Annotated in this window: 14 protein-coding genes; 9 read left to right on the plus strand and 5 right to left on the minus strand. The window is 39.9% G+C overall.

The annotated features are described in order from the left end of the window. From MV676_RS07430 to MV676_RS07460, 7 genes are all read left to right on the plus strand, one after another. Window positions 1-463 (plus strand): cyanophycin synthetase (locus tag MV676_RS07430; protein WP_297446372.1); only part of this gene is annotated, 463 nt, incomplete at its 5' end. Continuing rightward, window positions 441-1,733 (plus strand): UDP-N-acetylmuramoyl-tripeptide--D-alanyl-D-alanine ligase, encoded by a 1,293-nt coding sequence (gene murF, locus MV676_RS07435; RefSeq protein WP_297446374.1) that lies wholly within the window; start codon window positions 441-443, stop codon window positions 1,731-1,733. The genes MV676_RS07430 and murF, both read left to right, overlap by 23 nt. Next, window positions 1,730-2,602, plus strand: coding sequence for a D-alanine--D-alanine ligase (locus tag MV676_RS07440; protein WP_297446376.1), 873 nt, complete (start codon window positions 1,730-1,732; stop codon window positions 2,600-2,602). The genes murF and MV676_RS07440 overlap by 4 nt, the downstream gene beginning before the upstream one ends. Continuing rightward, window positions 2,599-3,312 (plus strand): hypothetical protein, encoded by a 714-nt coding sequence (locus tag MV676_RS07445; protein ID WP_022847075.1) that lies wholly within the window; start codon window positions 2,599-2,601, stop codon window positions 3,310-3,312. Before MV676_RS07440 ends, MV676_RS07445 begins: the two co-directional genes overlap by 4 nt. Then, window positions 3,305-4,555: a cell division FtsA domain-containing protein gene (locus MV676_RS07450; protein WP_297446379.1), complete on the plus strand. Its 1,251-nt coding sequence runs from the start codon at window positions 3,305-3,307 to the stop codon at window positions 4,553-4,555. The genes MV676_RS07445 and MV676_RS07450 overlap by 8 nt, the downstream gene beginning before the upstream one ends. A 31-nt stretch (window positions 4,556-4,586) precedes the next feature. Beyond that, window positions 4,587-5,687, plus strand: a complete 1,101-nt coding sequence (gene ftsZ, locus MV676_RS07455) for a cell division protein FtsZ (RefSeq protein WP_022847077.1) — start codon at window positions 4,587-4,589, stop codon at window positions 5,685-5,687. Beyond that, entirely contained in the window at window positions 5,684-7,318 is a 1,635-nt protein-coding gene (locus MV676_RS07460) for a radical SAM protein (protein ID WP_297446381.1), read from the plus strand. Before ftsZ ends, MV676_RS07460 begins: the two co-directional genes overlap by 4 nt. Here the strand turns inward: MV676_RS07460 and MV676_RS07465 are convergent, their stop codons facing one another. The 4 genes from MV676_RS07465 to hisI are packed head-to-tail and all read right to left on the minus strand — an operon-like array spanning window position 7,319 to window position 9,470. Beyond that, window positions 7,319-8,035 (minus strand): hypothetical protein, encoded by a 717-nt coding sequence (locus MV676_RS07465; protein ID WP_297446384.1) that lies wholly within the window; start codon window positions 8,033-8,035, stop codon window positions 7,319-7,321. It abuts the gene before it with no gap. Beyond that, window positions 8,013-8,810: a Nif3-like dinuclear metal center hexameric protein gene (locus tag MV676_RS07470; RefSeq protein WP_297446387.1), complete on the minus strand. Its 798-nt coding sequence runs from the start codon at window positions 8,808-8,810 to the stop codon at window positions 8,013-8,015. Before MV676_RS07470 ends, MV676_RS07465 begins: the two co-directional genes overlap by 23 nt. A 10-nt stretch (window positions 8,811-8,820) precedes the next feature. Next, complete coding sequence (gene hisE / locus MV676_RS07475; protein WP_297446389.1) at window positions 8,821-9,108, minus strand: phosphoribosyl-ATP diphosphatase; 288 nt, start codon at window positions 9,106-9,108, stop codon at window positions 8,821-8,823. Beyond that, window positions 9,105-9,470, minus strand: coding sequence for a phosphoribosyl-AMP cyclohydrolase (gene hisI, locus MV676_RS07480; RefSeq protein WP_297446392.1), 366 nt, complete (start codon window positions 9,468-9,470; stop codon window positions 9,105-9,107). Before hisI ends, hisE begins: the two co-directional genes overlap by 4 nt. Before the next feature lie 129 nt (window positions 9,471-9,599). Between hisI and MV676_RS07485 the strand changes: the two genes are divergently transcribed. Next, on the plus strand, window positions 9,600-10,811 hold the full coding sequence (locus tag MV676_RS07485; protein WP_022847081.1) for an aspartate kinase: 1,212 nt from the start codon (window positions 9,600-9,602) through the stop codon (window positions 10,809-10,811). 81 nt (window positions 10,812-10,892) lie between these two features. After that, a complete protein-coding gene (gene cimA / locus MV676_RS07490; RefSeq protein ID WP_297446395.1) occupies window positions 10,893-12,491 on the plus strand; it encodes a citramalate synthase in 1,599 nt (532 codons plus the stop codon). Between the two features lie 28 nt (window positions 12,492-12,519). Here cimA and MV676_RS07495 read toward each other — a convergent pair whose 3' ends face one another. Continuing rightward, window positions 12,520-13,818, minus strand: a complete 1,299-nt coding sequence (locus MV676_RS07495; RefSeq protein WP_297446397.1) for an ammonium transporter — start codon at window positions 13,816-13,818, stop codon at window positions 12,520-12,522. Window positions 13,819-13,871: the final 53 nt, after the last annotated feature.

The raw sequence follows: 13,871 nt of genomic DNA on the forward strand, positions 1-13,871 counted from the left end.
GCCGGGACGGCTGGAGGAAATCGCACCAGACATCTACATAGATTACGCCCACACGCCGGACGCACTTGAAAACGTCCTTAAAACACTGAAAGAAATATACCCGCACAAAAAACTCACGGTAGTTTTTGGATGTGGCGGAAACAGGGATAAGCAGAAAAGACCCCTCATGGGGAGAATCGCATCGAAGATCGCCGATAGAGTTATAGTGACAACAGATAACCCCCGATTTGAAAATCCTGAAGAGATAATCAAAAATATCTTAAAAGGCTGTGACTTGAAAAAAACAAAAGTTATTCCCGATAGAAAAAGTGCCATAGAAACTGCAATAAAGGAAAGCAGTGGTATTATCCTTATAGCAGGCAAGGGACATGAAGATTACCAGGAAGTTAGAGGAAAAAAATACCACTTTAGCGACAAAGAAGTAGCGTTAGAGGTGATAGGTGAAATTAAAAGAGATAGCTAACATAACAGGTGGAACTATCAAAGGAAACTTAAACGTTAACGTTGAACGGTTTGAATTTGACTCAAGAAAGGTTACGGAAAAAACGCTATTCATACCGCTAAAAGGAAACAGGGATGGCCACAATTTTATAGACGACGCCGCAAAAAGAGGCGCTGCTGCGACACTATCAGAAAAAGAATTAAAACCGATACTCCCCACGATCCACGTTGAAAACACGATGGAAGCTTTCAAAAAAATTGCACTTCACAAGCGAGAAATTTTTAGCGGAAACGTCATAGGCATAACAGGAAGCGTCGGCAAAACAACCACTAAAGAACTTCTTACCTACGTTTTATCCAAATTTTTCACCGTCCACTCAAACGTAGAAAGCTACAACAACCTTTTAGGGATTACCCACACTCTCGCTAATTTGAAAAAGTGCAGCGTGTACATTCAAGAAATAGGGACAAACAGTCCCGGGGAAGTGGCGACTCTAACAGAAATGGTGAAACCACACATTGGTGTAGTAACTGCAGTAGAACCGGGTCACCTTGAAGGATTTAAAACATTTGAAAATCTACTAAAAGAAAAGTTTTCACTGATCGAAAATACAGAAGTTAAAATTGCACCATCACATCTTGCAAAAGAGAAAAACATTTTAACTTTTGGCAAAGGTGGCACTGCAGAAATTATAGAAGCACATTTTTATCCAGAAAAAACGCTATTCACAGCGAAAATCAACAGTAAAACGGTAAACGGTCAGGTAAACATCCCGGGAAGAGGCATACTAAACGCAATTTTAATAACACTGCTGATTGGAAACGTTCTGAACATCCCACCCGAAGAGATTGTGGAAATTGTGAAAACTTTTAAACCACCAAAGTGGAGAATGGAAATTGTAAAGTTCGGCAGTATAACTCTGATACGGGATTACTACAACGCCAATCCTGCATCAATGAAAAATGCGATAGATGTTTTATCCCTCTACGAAACGCCAAAGGTTGCGGTATTAGGTGAAATGTTAGAACTTGGAAGCCACTCTGAAAAGCTTCATAGAGATATAGGCAAATACCTTTCGGAAAAAGGCATAGAAGAAGCCCTATTTTTTGGTAAAAACAGCGTTTTCTACCTTTCAAATTTCAACGGCAGAGGTTATCATTTTAATAACAGGGACGAATTTTTACAGTTTTTAAAAACCTTTGATTTCAGCGGGAAAACCGTTCTTATAAAAGGTTCCAGAGGGAACAAACTTGAAGAAGTTGAAACCATAATAAGAGAGAGGTTCCAGTGATAGTCGTTCTTAAAGGTGGACCTTCCCCGGAAGCGGAAGTTTCAAGAAAAAGCGCAGCTGCCGTAGTAAAAGCATTGAAAAAGTTAGGATATGAAGTTTTAGACCTTGAATTTGACGAAAATGCTGCAAAAAACCTAATAGAGCTCAAGCCGGAAAGGGTGTTCATAGCCCTACACGGTGTTCCCGGTGAAGATGGTTCCGTTCAGGGACTTTTAGAAAGTTTAGGAATACCTTACACAGGATGCGACGTTGAATCAAGCGCCATTTGCATGGACAAAGACGCAACAAAAAGATATCTTAAAAGCTTTGGCATTCCGGTACCTGCAGGAGAAACTTATTTCTCAAAAGAGGAAGTTGACTGGATGGAGATACCGTGCGTCGTAAAACCGGCAAGAACAGGCTCAACGGTAGGCATATCTGTCGTTAAAACAGAAGAAGAGCTTGAAAAAGCAGTTGAAATTGCATTTAAGTATGACACAAAAATTCTCATTGAAGAGTTTATAGAAGGGAGAGAACTTACAATCCCGGTGCTGAATGGAAAGGCTCTTCCAATCGTTGAAGTTATCCCCGAAGGAGGTTTTTACGACTATGAAGCAAAATATAAAAAACATACAACAAAATATGAAGTACCTGCCAGAATTCCAGAAAAAACAGCTAAAAAAATAAATAAGTTGGCTGAAAAAACATTTCGCATTTTAGAATGCCGCGGAGCCATCAGGATAGATCTCAGACTTGATGAAATGAATGTTCCGTACATCCTTGAAGTTAACACAATTCCCGGCATGACAGAGAGAAGTTTACTGCCAAAATCTGCCGCTGCTGCCGGCATAACATTTGAAAAACTGATTGAGGAAATCCTAAAAGGATGAAGAGGCCACTATTTATAATTTTCTTTATATTAATTCTACTTTCCGGTCTAATCCTCTTCATCTATTCACCAATGAAAATTGAAAGGGTCAGAATAAAACTTGACAAAAATCTATGGGGAAGCAAAATAACAGATATGCTGACCGGACAGATATTAATAAATTCTCCCTATGATGAGAACAAAATAAAAGATTTGACTTCTTTTATAAGCTCACTTCCCTGGGTAAGAAAGGTAGATATCTCTTTTATCAAAGGAACTTTAACAATCAATATTGAAGAAGAACCTGTAAAGTTATGTATCATCTCTAAAAACGAGGCCTTTAACGTGGGAGAAAATGGTTACATCCTCGGAAAGGATAAAAAACTCTGTTCCCAAAATCAAACCTTTTTTTACAAAGGGAAAACTCCTTTTTTTATAAAGGACTCTAAAGGATTTCCAAAAGTTACGGAAAATATCTTACTTGAAATTTCCCTTATAACTCAATACATTTCATCTAAAAATCCCATTAAAGAGAAACCGGAAATTTTACTGACAGATACAGGTATAAAATTACTTTACCCCCAGCATAAAATAATCGTTTTCCTTGGAAACGGTGAAAATAGCTGGCAGAATTTCCAAAAATTGTTTAAAATTCTATCCAGGCCATATTCCGGCTACTACGATTTAAGATTCTCAGGCCTTCTGATTGAGAAGGGGAGGAAAAATGATTGAAGAAAAAATCCTTACCATAGATTTAGGAACAAGCTACATAAGGGCCACACTTGGTGTTATAGACAGAAAAGGCAACAAAAAAATAATAGCTATGGCATCTGTTCCTTCAAAAGGAATTAAAAGTGGAAACATTTCAAGCGTTGTATCGGTTAAAGATGCCCTTAATGCAGTTCTTAACAAACTCAAGATAGAAGCCTCTACCACACTGCCAAATGAAGCTTACGTTATCATTTCAGGTACCCACACACTCAGCTACAAAATAGAGGCAAAGATAAACTTTCCCGGTATTCAAACAATCCAATTCAAGGATGTTAATGATCTCAAAAACAAAGCAGAAAGGGAACTTATGGAAAAAAAAGGCCCACCCGTAAAACAACATTATGAAACAATGCACATAATACCCCAAGAATTTATAATAGAAAATCTTACCGGCATCCAAAATCCTGTCGGACATAGTGGAAGAGAACTTGCAATGAAAGCCCTCATCGTTCTTGTAACAAAGCACACAAAAAGAACGATAGAAGAACTCTTAAAAGATTGCGGGATAAAACTTAATGGTCTGATACTGCAGTCCCTTGCAGCCTTTTACGGAATAAAAGGCAAGGAAAACATCTACTTTAACAACAACCTTTTTATATACATGGGAGCAGGTACCACTGAATACTTCTACTTTAGAGAAGACAAACCTGTTTTTAACAAGTATATCCCTGACGGTGGAAACGACATAATAAAATTCATAATCAGCAAGTTGAAACTTAACAAGAAGGAAATCGAAAAGTTATTTTTTGAACATGGAAGCGCATACGCACTTAAAGTTCCTCAAAACGAATACATCACAATTTCTATAGGTGGCAAATTGGCCAAGCTTCCAAAAATTGTAATTCCGGCTCTCGTACAGATAAGACTGCGAAAAATTTTAAAAGACATTAAAACGGAGCTTGAAAACACTGATCCATCAATGGTAGTTAATCTCAACAAAATCTATCTCACCGGAGGACTGGCCAAACTTAAGGATATAGACGTCCTTACAAAAAAAATCTTTAAAGCACCTGTAGAGATATGCAGCCCCGATTACAACGTTACGGATCTCTCACTAACACCTGTCATCGGAGCTATAAACTACATAGCTGCAACAAGAAAACCGGAAGGAAAACTCTTCGAAGTGAAAGACGATATAATTCCAAAAAGCCACGAAGCAGGCGTGTTTGGTTGGGTAAAAAGGCTTATTGATCAACTAATATAGAGATGACAAGAACACAAAGTGGAGGTTTTAGATGTTTGACATAGCAGAAGAAAGCTTCTTAGGACCAGTTATAAAGGTAATAGGTGTGGGAGGCGGTGGTGGCAACGCCGTATCACGAATGTTTGAGAACGGTATAGAAGGTGTTGACTTCGTCGTTGTTAATACAGATGCCCAGGTTCTTTCAAAATCACCAATACCTATAAAAGTTCAAATAGGTGAGAAGTTAACAAAAGGGTTAGGCGCCGGTGGAAAGCCTGAAATCGGCGAGCAGGCGGCACTTGAAGACGAACCAAAAATAAGAGAGGTCCTTGAAGGTGCAGATATGGTGTTTATCACCGCAGGAATGGGCGGTGGAACAGGAACAGGTGCAGCACCAATAGTTGCAAAAATAGCAAAAGACATGGGCATCCTCACTGTTGGCGTAGTGACAAGACCTTTCGACTTTGAAGGAAGAAAACGCCACGAATACGCAGAGCAGGGCATAAGAAGACTGAAGGAGTTTGTTGATACACTTATGGTTGTTCCTAACCAAAAACTTTTAACAGTTGCACCAAAAGATATGAGTATACTTAACGCATTTAAACTTGCAGACAACGTTCTCTACCAAGCTGTTAAAGGCATAACAGAAGTCATAACAAGACCTGGACTCATAAACCTTGACTTTGCAGACGTAAAAGCTGTAATGCACAGCGGTGGTTACGCGTTGATGGGAACAGGTGAAGCAAGTGGAGAAGACAGAGCACTTACAGCTGCAAGAAAGGCAATTGATAACCCGCTTCTTGAAAACGTTCAAGTTGAAGGAGCAAGCAGAATTCTTGTAAACATAACAGGTGGAACAGATCTTACACTTGACGAAGCTTACGCTGCTGCAGGACTTATTAAAGAGAGAGCAAAGAGGGATGATACAAACTTCTACTTTGGTGTAACCCTCGATGAATCCCTTGAAGATTCTATACAGGTTACTGTAATAGCAACCGGATTTGATGAAAAAGGAAGGCCTACATTCCCACCAGGATTCACGGCAGCAACCACTTCCACATCATTTGGAAGTAAAAGAGAACCTGAAGAAGAAATCATAGATTTAAACATTGACATAGCAAGTCTTTTAGAACAACTTAAAGACGAAGAGTGATTGAGTTAAACGCCTTATGTAATCACCTGCAGGTCAAAAAGACAGACCTGCAGGTTTGTCTTATCTATCCGGGCGATGCTTTCTCAGGATTTTCAAGCCTTGCCCTTTCCAACATCTATTCCAACCTCAACGCTATCGACGGTATCTCATGTGATATTGGATTTGGCTCTCACAGGACCAGTTTTTTTCTTGACAAACCTTTTAAAGAGTTTGACATTTTAGCATTCTCAATAACATACGAGGAACATCTATTTGACGTAATAAAAACACTTACAAACTGGAAAATAGAACCGGACAGAGAAAAAAGAGAAGAAGCACCCTTAATCTTTGCTGGTGGTATAGGCGTTTTCTACAATCCCGCTCCCTTCCTGCCGCTATTTGACATAATATACTTAGGCGAAGCAGAAGAGAGAATGGAAAATATATTCAGAAAACTTGCAGGCAAAAAAAATAAAAAACAATTAATTGGAATCATGTCTGAGTTTGACAACATCATCGTCTCTCAAAACTACTCTTTCAAGTACAAAAATGACCGGGTAGAGGACTTTAAAGGCACCGTCAAAAAGATATTCCGGTCAAAAGAGTATTCAAAACGCCTCTCATGCTCCTGCTTCATAACAGAAGAAACCGCCTTCAAAAACATGGTTCTCATAGAGTTAAGCAGAGGCTGTCCTGAAAAGTGTCGCTTCTGTGTTGCCCAGGCAATGGGACTTCCATATAGAGAAAAAGAGATAGAACTCGTAGAAAAAGAAATCATTGCAGCATCAAGAATAACGAACAGAGTTGGACTGATAGGAACAGCTGTAACCGATTACTCAGAAATGGAAAAACTCTACGCTATCCTAAAAAAATACAACATGAAGGCCTCCTTTTCGTCCCTGAGAGTCTCTTCAACTTTAGATTACGTGTTAAAGATAGTAAAAGAATCACGGCAGAAAACGGTAACCATTGCGCCAGAAGCTGGAAGAGAAGAAAAGCGAATGGCACTGAATAAAAAAGTGACAGACCGGGAATTTTTCAAATTCTGCAGGAAACTTTTTGAAAACGGAGTTGAAAATCTCAAACTTTACTTTCTTATAGGAATTCCAAATGAAACAGAAGAGGACATAGAAGCAATAGCCTCAATGACATCAGAATTCAGAAAGATAGCCATGGAATTCTGGAAAGAACGGAAAAGAACAGGAAAGATAAGTTTAAGCGTAAACCCCGTAATACCCAAACCATTTACGCCAATGCAGTGGTTTGGAATGCCACTTAAAAGCCAGATAGACAAAAAGATACGAAACTTAGGAAAACTGATCAAAAAGATACCTAACGTTGAATTCACATTTGAAAACACAAGAAACGCTATTATTCAGGCAGTAATTTCTCGGGGCGATGACAGAATCGGAATAGCAGCAATAAATACGGTAAAGAATAGCCTTAACTTTAAAAGAGCACTAAAAGAGTTAAACCTGAAAATTGACAACCTTTACACGAGAGAACGAGAAAAGGACGAACTCTTCCCCTGGGAAATCGTCGACAGCGGAATAAAGAGAGACTATCTATGGAAAGAGTATCAAAAAATATACACAGGTGAACCTTCACCTGTTTGCTTTAAAGGGTGCAAAGCGTGCGGACTGTGCAAATAATTACCTAAGCTTTATTACAAACCTTCCACAATAGGGACACCTTGTCCTTCCGGGTTCAAGCTCTCTTAAAAGAGAGGCAAATTCTGCAGATGAATAGGCCATACCACACCCTTCACAGACACCAGAAGATATATCAGAAAAGACAAGGCCGTTGTATTTTTCCTTAAGGTTTTCATACTCTCTGCATACATCATCGGGCAACGTTTCTCTAATAGAAAGAGCCTTATTCTCAAGTTCTGAAATCCGCTCTTTCTGCTCTTTAATACTTCTCTCTGTTTCCTTTAACTCTCCTTCCGTCTTTTCAATAGCCTCTTTCAAAAATTTCCTTTCCGTCTTTGACTCTTCAACAAGCTCATCAAGCTCTACCTGCAATCTGGCAAGTTCCGAATTCGCCCTTATTATCTCATCTTCAGTCTTGGCTATCTGTCTGAGAATCTCTTTAAAACTCTTCCTGCTTGTAGCATGTTCCCTCTGTTTTTGAAGCCCCTTTAATCTATCCTGCTTGTAAAGGACAAAATTCTTTAAATCCTCTATCTCTGCCCTGACTCTGTTAATTCTGTCTTCTAACAAAAAAAGTCTTTTTCTAAACTCTTCTTGCTTCTTTAACAGATCTCTTTTTCTTTTCTTTAACTGACTTAAATGATTCCTTTCTCTTAGAATTTCAATTTCAACATTCTGAAGTTCTAAAAGCTTATCAAGAACGGTAGATACGTTCATCGGACACCTCAAACGGCGATTTTTCAGATTCAGCATTGAGGAAAGTTATTTCGGGAAATCGTTCTTTCAAGGCTTTAATAATTTTTTCACTAAAAAGCTTTTCCGTTCCAAAATGACCCGCATCAAAAACGGTAAGTCCTAACATAACTGCAAGTTCAGCATCGTGATACTTCACATCACCTGTAACATAAAACTCACTCACAGCTGCGGCATTCTCAATAAGAGAACCGCCACTTCCGGAGCAGACAGAAACTTTCCTGACAACCTTTTCCGGCTCATAATTGATAACCCTACGAACATCAAGGGGAAGGAAATTACATAACCTCTTCACCAATTCCTTTTGAGGTATTGGCTCAATCTCACCCACAAGACCGTAAGGGGGTACACCCTGTTGAACAACAAGGGGCATTGTATTCTTAAGCCCCATTTTCTCTGCAATAATAGCCGTTGGGCCGAAAGGAGAAACATCAAGATTGGTATGCATCGAATAAACAGGGATACCTTCTTTTATTAGAGTGAGGTAAAACTTTTCTGGAACACTGCTTTCATCAATAAATTTAACAGGGGAAATTGTAACCGGATGATGAGTAATAATCATATCCACCTTTTTTTCCACTGCCTCTTTAACAACAGAATCGCTGATAGATAGTGCAAAAAGTATCCTGTTTACCTCTTTCTCAAAACCTATCTGAATACCGCTGTTATCCCAGGAATCCTGCATTCCTTCGGGAACTACTGTTTTTAAAAATTCAACGACTCTTCTAAATGACGCCATAACAGCCTCTCTACTTCATTCTTCTCTCAAGCTCAACAGCCACATCATCAAGTGTTACACCCTTTTCAACCATAGCTACGAAAAGGTGATAGAGTAAATCTGAGGTTTCATAAACTATCTCTTTCCTGCTACCCGATTTAAACGCAAGTATGGTCTCTATCGCCTCTTCACCTACCTTTTGAAGAATTCTATCCTCTCCTTTCTTAAACAGAGAAGCTGTATAAGAACCTTCCGGGAGCGTTCTCTTTCTTTCTTCAATAATCTCATAAAGCTTTTCAAAAACCTCGCAAAATCTCATCTCTCATCTCCCTCTGCAAGCGTTCTGTAAAAACAGCTCCAGTTTCCTGTATGGCAGGCTACACCCGTCTGTTCAACAATGTAAAGGAGCGTATCCTCGTCACAATCAATCAGAACACTCTTAACCTTTTGAACGTGTCCTGAAGTTTTCCCCTTCATCCACAACTCATTTCTACTTCGGGAAAAGTAATGGGCAAAACCTGTTTTAAGCGTTTCCTCAACAGCCTCCCTATTAGCATAAGCAACCATCAAAACATCCTTCGTTTTGGCATCCTGAACAACAACTGGAACAAGACCGTTTCCCTTATCAAAATTTATCTTCTCTAAAAGCTCTCTATTAACCTTTATATCACACCTCCACAAATATGCTTTCTATTGAAAAGACTATTTTAACCTATTTAATGGTAAATCTACCTGCATCGCTAAAAATTTAGATAGAAATTTTGTATCATAAAGGTTAATTTTCACGAAACCTACATGGAGGTTTATTAAGTGCTGGTAGTCCAGAAATTCGGCGGAACATCAATGGGAAACATAGAGAGGATAAAACACGTAGCTTCGAGAGTGATAGAAGAGAAAGCTAAAGGCAACGATGTTGTTGTGGTTGTCTCAGCAATGGCAGGAGAAACCGACAGGCTGATAAAGCTTGTAAAAGAGATAACACCAGAACCAAACGAAAGAGACATGGATTTTGTCGTCGCAACAGGCGAACAGGTATCTGCAGGACTTCTGTCAATCACATTAAACAGTCTTGGATACCATGCTGTTTCTCTAACAGGATGGCAGGCAGGAATAAAAACAGACACCGCATTCACAAAAGCAAGAATTCTTGACATAAATGTCGAAAGGATAAAAGAACATCTAAAAAACGGAAAAATTGTTGTTATAACGGGATTTCAGGGAATAACAGAAACAGGAGAGATAACAACACTTGGAAGAGGTGGTTCAGACACATCTGCTGTTGCTATAGCCGCAGCGCTTAACGCTGACAGGTGCGACATTTACACAGATGTTGACGGCGTTTACACAGCAGACCCAAGAATCGTCGAAAATGCCCAAAAGATAGATGAAATATCTTACGAAGAGATGTTAGAACTTGCCTCTCTTGGTGCAAAGGTTCTTCAAATAAGGTCTGTAGAATTTGCAATGAAGTATAAAGTTCCGCTTAGAGTCCGCTGCACATTTACAACCGACGAAGGAACGCTCATAAAGGAGGAAGATGAAGAGATGGAAAAGGTCGTTGTAAGAGGCATAGCTCACAATAAAAACGAGGCAAGAATAACCGTAGAAAGGGTTCCTGACAGGCCAGGAATCGCTGCCAAGCTATTTGAAGCCCTTGCAGAAGCTAACATTCCAGTTGATATGATAGTTCAAAACGTTTCTGTTGACGGATACACCGACATATCTTTCACGGTTGATAAAAACGACCTATCAAAGGCAGAAAAGATAACAGAAGCCGTCGCAAAAGAAATTAACGCGAGAGGAGTAATAACAGACGACAGGATAGCAAAGGTATCTATTGTTGGACTGGGTATGAGAAACCACGCAGGTGTAGCGGGAAAGGTTTTCGATACGCTTGCCAAGTACGGTATAAACATCTTAATGATATCAACATCAGAGATCAAAATATCCTGTATCATAGAAGAGAAATTCACAGAACTTGCCGTAAGAGTCCTCCACGAAGCATTCCACCTTGATAAATAACTTTCATTTAAATAATATTAAATATCACCACCCTGGCGGCTTAGAAGCCGCCGTTAAATATTTTCCGCAAGGGGTAAAAAGATGGTCTATATCTACGATACAACTTTAAGAGACGGCGCACAGGGAAAAGGTGTCTCGTTCTCTTTAGAAGACAAACTAAGAATAACAATGGCACTTGACGATTTAGGCATTCATTACATAGAGGGGGGCTGGCCTGGTTCAAATCCAAAAGACATGGCATATTTTGAAGAGGTAAAAAAAATAAAACTTAAGAACGCCAAAATCGTCGCATTTTCATCAACAAAAAGAGCAAAAATTAAGATAGAAGACGACAAAAATATACAAACACTCATAGAAGCTGAAACCCCGGCAATAACAGTATTTGGAAAAAGCTGGGATTTACACGTTAAAGAAGCATTAAGGATACCTCTTGAAGAAAACTTAGAACTTATCTTTGACACGATATCCTATCTAAAAAAATATACAGATGAGGTCTTCTTTGACGCAGAACACTTTTTTGACGGATTCAAAGACAATCCCGAATACTCACTAAAAGCATTAAAAGCAGCAGAAGAAGCCGGTGCCGACTGTATTGTCCTTGCAGACACAAACGGCGGAACACTCTGGTACGAAACAGAAGAAATAATAGAAAAGGTAAAAAAAGAAATCAATGCACCTCTTGGAATTCACGCCCACAACGATTCAGACATGGCGGTGGTTAACTCACTGATAGCTGTTAGAAAGGGCGCCATACAGGTTCAAGGAACGATAAACGGTCTCGGTGAAAGAACAGGAAACGCAAATCTCTGCTCTATCATCCCAAACCTGGTTCTTAAAATGGGAATAGAAGCCATAAGCAGAGAAAATCTCAAAAAACTCTACTCTGTATCACGCCTTGTTTCAGAGCTTTCGAACAGACCTCATCCTGAAAATCTACCATTCGTGGGAGACAGCGCTTTTGCACATAAAGCCGGTGTTCACGTATCAGCCGTTGAGAAAAATCCAAGAACTTACGAACACATCAATCCTGAACTCGTCGGTAACAAACGGCAGATAATGGTATCTGAACTTTCCGGAAGGAGCAACATTATAAACAAGGCAAAAGGGCTCGGCATAGAGCTTTCAAAAGATTCACCAGCCGTTAAAAAGGTTCTTGAAAAGATAAAATACCTTGAGTCTCAAGGATACCAGTTTGAAGGAGCTGAAGCCTCATTTGAAATCCTCCTCAAAGAAGCTCTTGGACAGACAAAGAAATATTTTGAACTTAAAGGATTCAGAGTCCTAACTGAAAAACGGTCTGAAAGTGAAGAGGCCTACGCAGAGGCAACGATAAAGGTTGAAATTCCTGAAGAAATCGCCAAAGAAAAAGGACTTAAAGAGAGAGTTGAACATACGGCTGCAGACGGAAGAGGTCCAGTTGAAGCATTAGACAAGGCTCTGAGAAAAGCTCTTGAAAAGTTCTATCCAAACTTAAAAGAGGTAAAACTCACAGACTACAAAGTTAGAATCCTTAACGAAACTGCCGGAACAGAAGCATCTCCCCGTGTCCTCATAGAATCAACGGATGGAAAAGACAAGTGGGGAACTGTTGGCGTCTCACCTAACATCATTGAAGCATCTTGGCTGGCACTTATAGACGCCATAAAATACAAACTGATGAAAGACGAAGAAAACAAATAAAAAAGGGGGCTTTAAGCCCCCTTTATATCTATTCAAGCTCAAACGCTCTCTCACCGTGGATAGACTTATCAAGTCCATCGTACTCCTGCTCATCATCAACTCTGAGTCCACCGGTGATGACCTTAACAACAGAACCGACAATAAGCGTAACGATACCAGCATAAAGAGTAACAGCAATAACAGAAATAAGCTGAACAACTACCTGATAAGGATTACCAAAGAAAAGGCCTGCTTTCCCGCTCATTGAAGGATTGGCAAAAAGTCCAGTAGCAATAGCTCCCCACATTCCACAGAGACCATGAACCCCAAAAGCATCAAGTGAATCATCATATCCAAGTTTTGGTTTAAGAATCGCAACGCCAAAATAACCAACAATTGCTGACGTAATACCAATGATCAGGGCTCCAATAATACCTACAAAACCTGCCGCCGGTGTAATACCTACAAGTCCTGCAACAACACCAGAAACAATACCAAGAACTGTAGGATGACCGTCTCTCATCCATTCAATAATCATCCATGTGATAGCACCCATAGCAGCAGCTGTATTTGTTGTAATAAGAGCAAGCGCTGCTGACTGATTTGCAGCAAGCGCTGAACCACCGTTAAATCCGAACCAGCCGAACCAGAGAAGACCTACACCAAGAGCTGTAAGAGCAATACTTGAAGGGAACATTGCCGTTTTTCCATAACCTTTTCTCTTACCTACAAGGTAAGCCAGAGCAAGACCTGAAATACCTGCATTGATGTGAATTACGGCACCACCTGCAAAATCAAGGGCCCCCATTTTCAAAAGCCAACCACCGTCACCCCACACCCAATGGGCAATAGGTGCATAAACAAAAATTATCCATAGAGCTGAAAAGATTGCCCAGGAAGAAAACTTCATTCTTTCAATTACAGAACCACTAACAATGGCCACCGCAATACCGGCAAATGCCATCTGGAAAGACACAAAAAGAAGTGCGGGAATCGTTCCAGAAACATTGTTAACACCAATACCAGAAAGGAAGAGATGGTTTAAACCGCCTATAAATCCACCAATATCCTTACCAAAAGCGAGAGAGTAACCTATAACAACCCACACAACACTTGCAACAGCATAAGCTATGTAGCTCATACCAATTGTGTTAAGAACGTTTTTGACCCTTGCCATACCGGCATAAAACATTGCAAGGCCAGCCGGGGTCATCATTACAACAAGAGCAGTAGCAACGAGCAACCACGCGGTATCACCATGATTGATACCGTTACCTGCAAACGCAGGCGTTGAAAGTACCAGCGCCAGCAGCGCACCTTTTAACAGACTGGCTTTTCCTGTCTTCATACCCTTACCTCCTACAAAAGTTTTAAAATCCTGCAAAATGTAGTAAAATTCAT

Source organism: Desulfurobacterium sp., from assembly GCF_027028515.1.
Lineage (GTDB): Bacteria > Aquificota > Aquificia > Desulfurobacteriales > Desulfurobacteriaceae > Desulfurobacterium_A.

Excerpts from the sequence above, each read along its gene's own strand:
- cimA (WP_297446395.1), top strand. The coding sequence starts at position 10,893 with ATGGTCTATATCTACGATACAACTTTAAGAGACGGCGCACAGGGAAAA.
- MV676_RS07445 (WP_022847075.1), top strand. The coding sequence starts at position 2,599 with ATGAAGAGGCCACTATTTATAATTTTCTTTATATTAATTCTACTTTCC.
- hisE (WP_297446389.1), bottom strand. The coding sequence starts at position 9,108 with ATGAGATTTTGCGAGGTTTTTGAAAAGCTTTATGAGATTATTGAAGAA.
- MV676_RS07450 (WP_297446379.1), top strand. The coding sequence starts at position 3,305 with ATGATTGAAGAAAAAATCCTTACCATAGATTTAGGAACAAGCTACATA.
- MV676_RS07465 (WP_297446384.1), bottom strand. The coding sequence starts at position 8,035 with ATGAACGTATCTACCGTTCTTGATAAGCTTTTAGAACTTCAGAATGTT.
- MV676_RS07470 (WP_297446387.1), bottom strand. The coding sequence starts at position 8,810 with ATGGCGTCATTTAGAAGAGTCGTTGAATTTTTAAAAACAGTAGTTCCC.
- ftsZ (WP_022847077.1), top strand. The coding sequence starts at position 4,587 with ATGTTTGACATAGCAGAAGAAAGCTTCTTAGGACCAGTTATAAAGGTA.
- MV676_RS07495 (WP_297446397.1), bottom strand. The coding sequence starts at position 13,818 with ATGAAGACAGGAAAAGCCAGTCTGTTAAAAGGTGCGCTGCTGGCGCTG.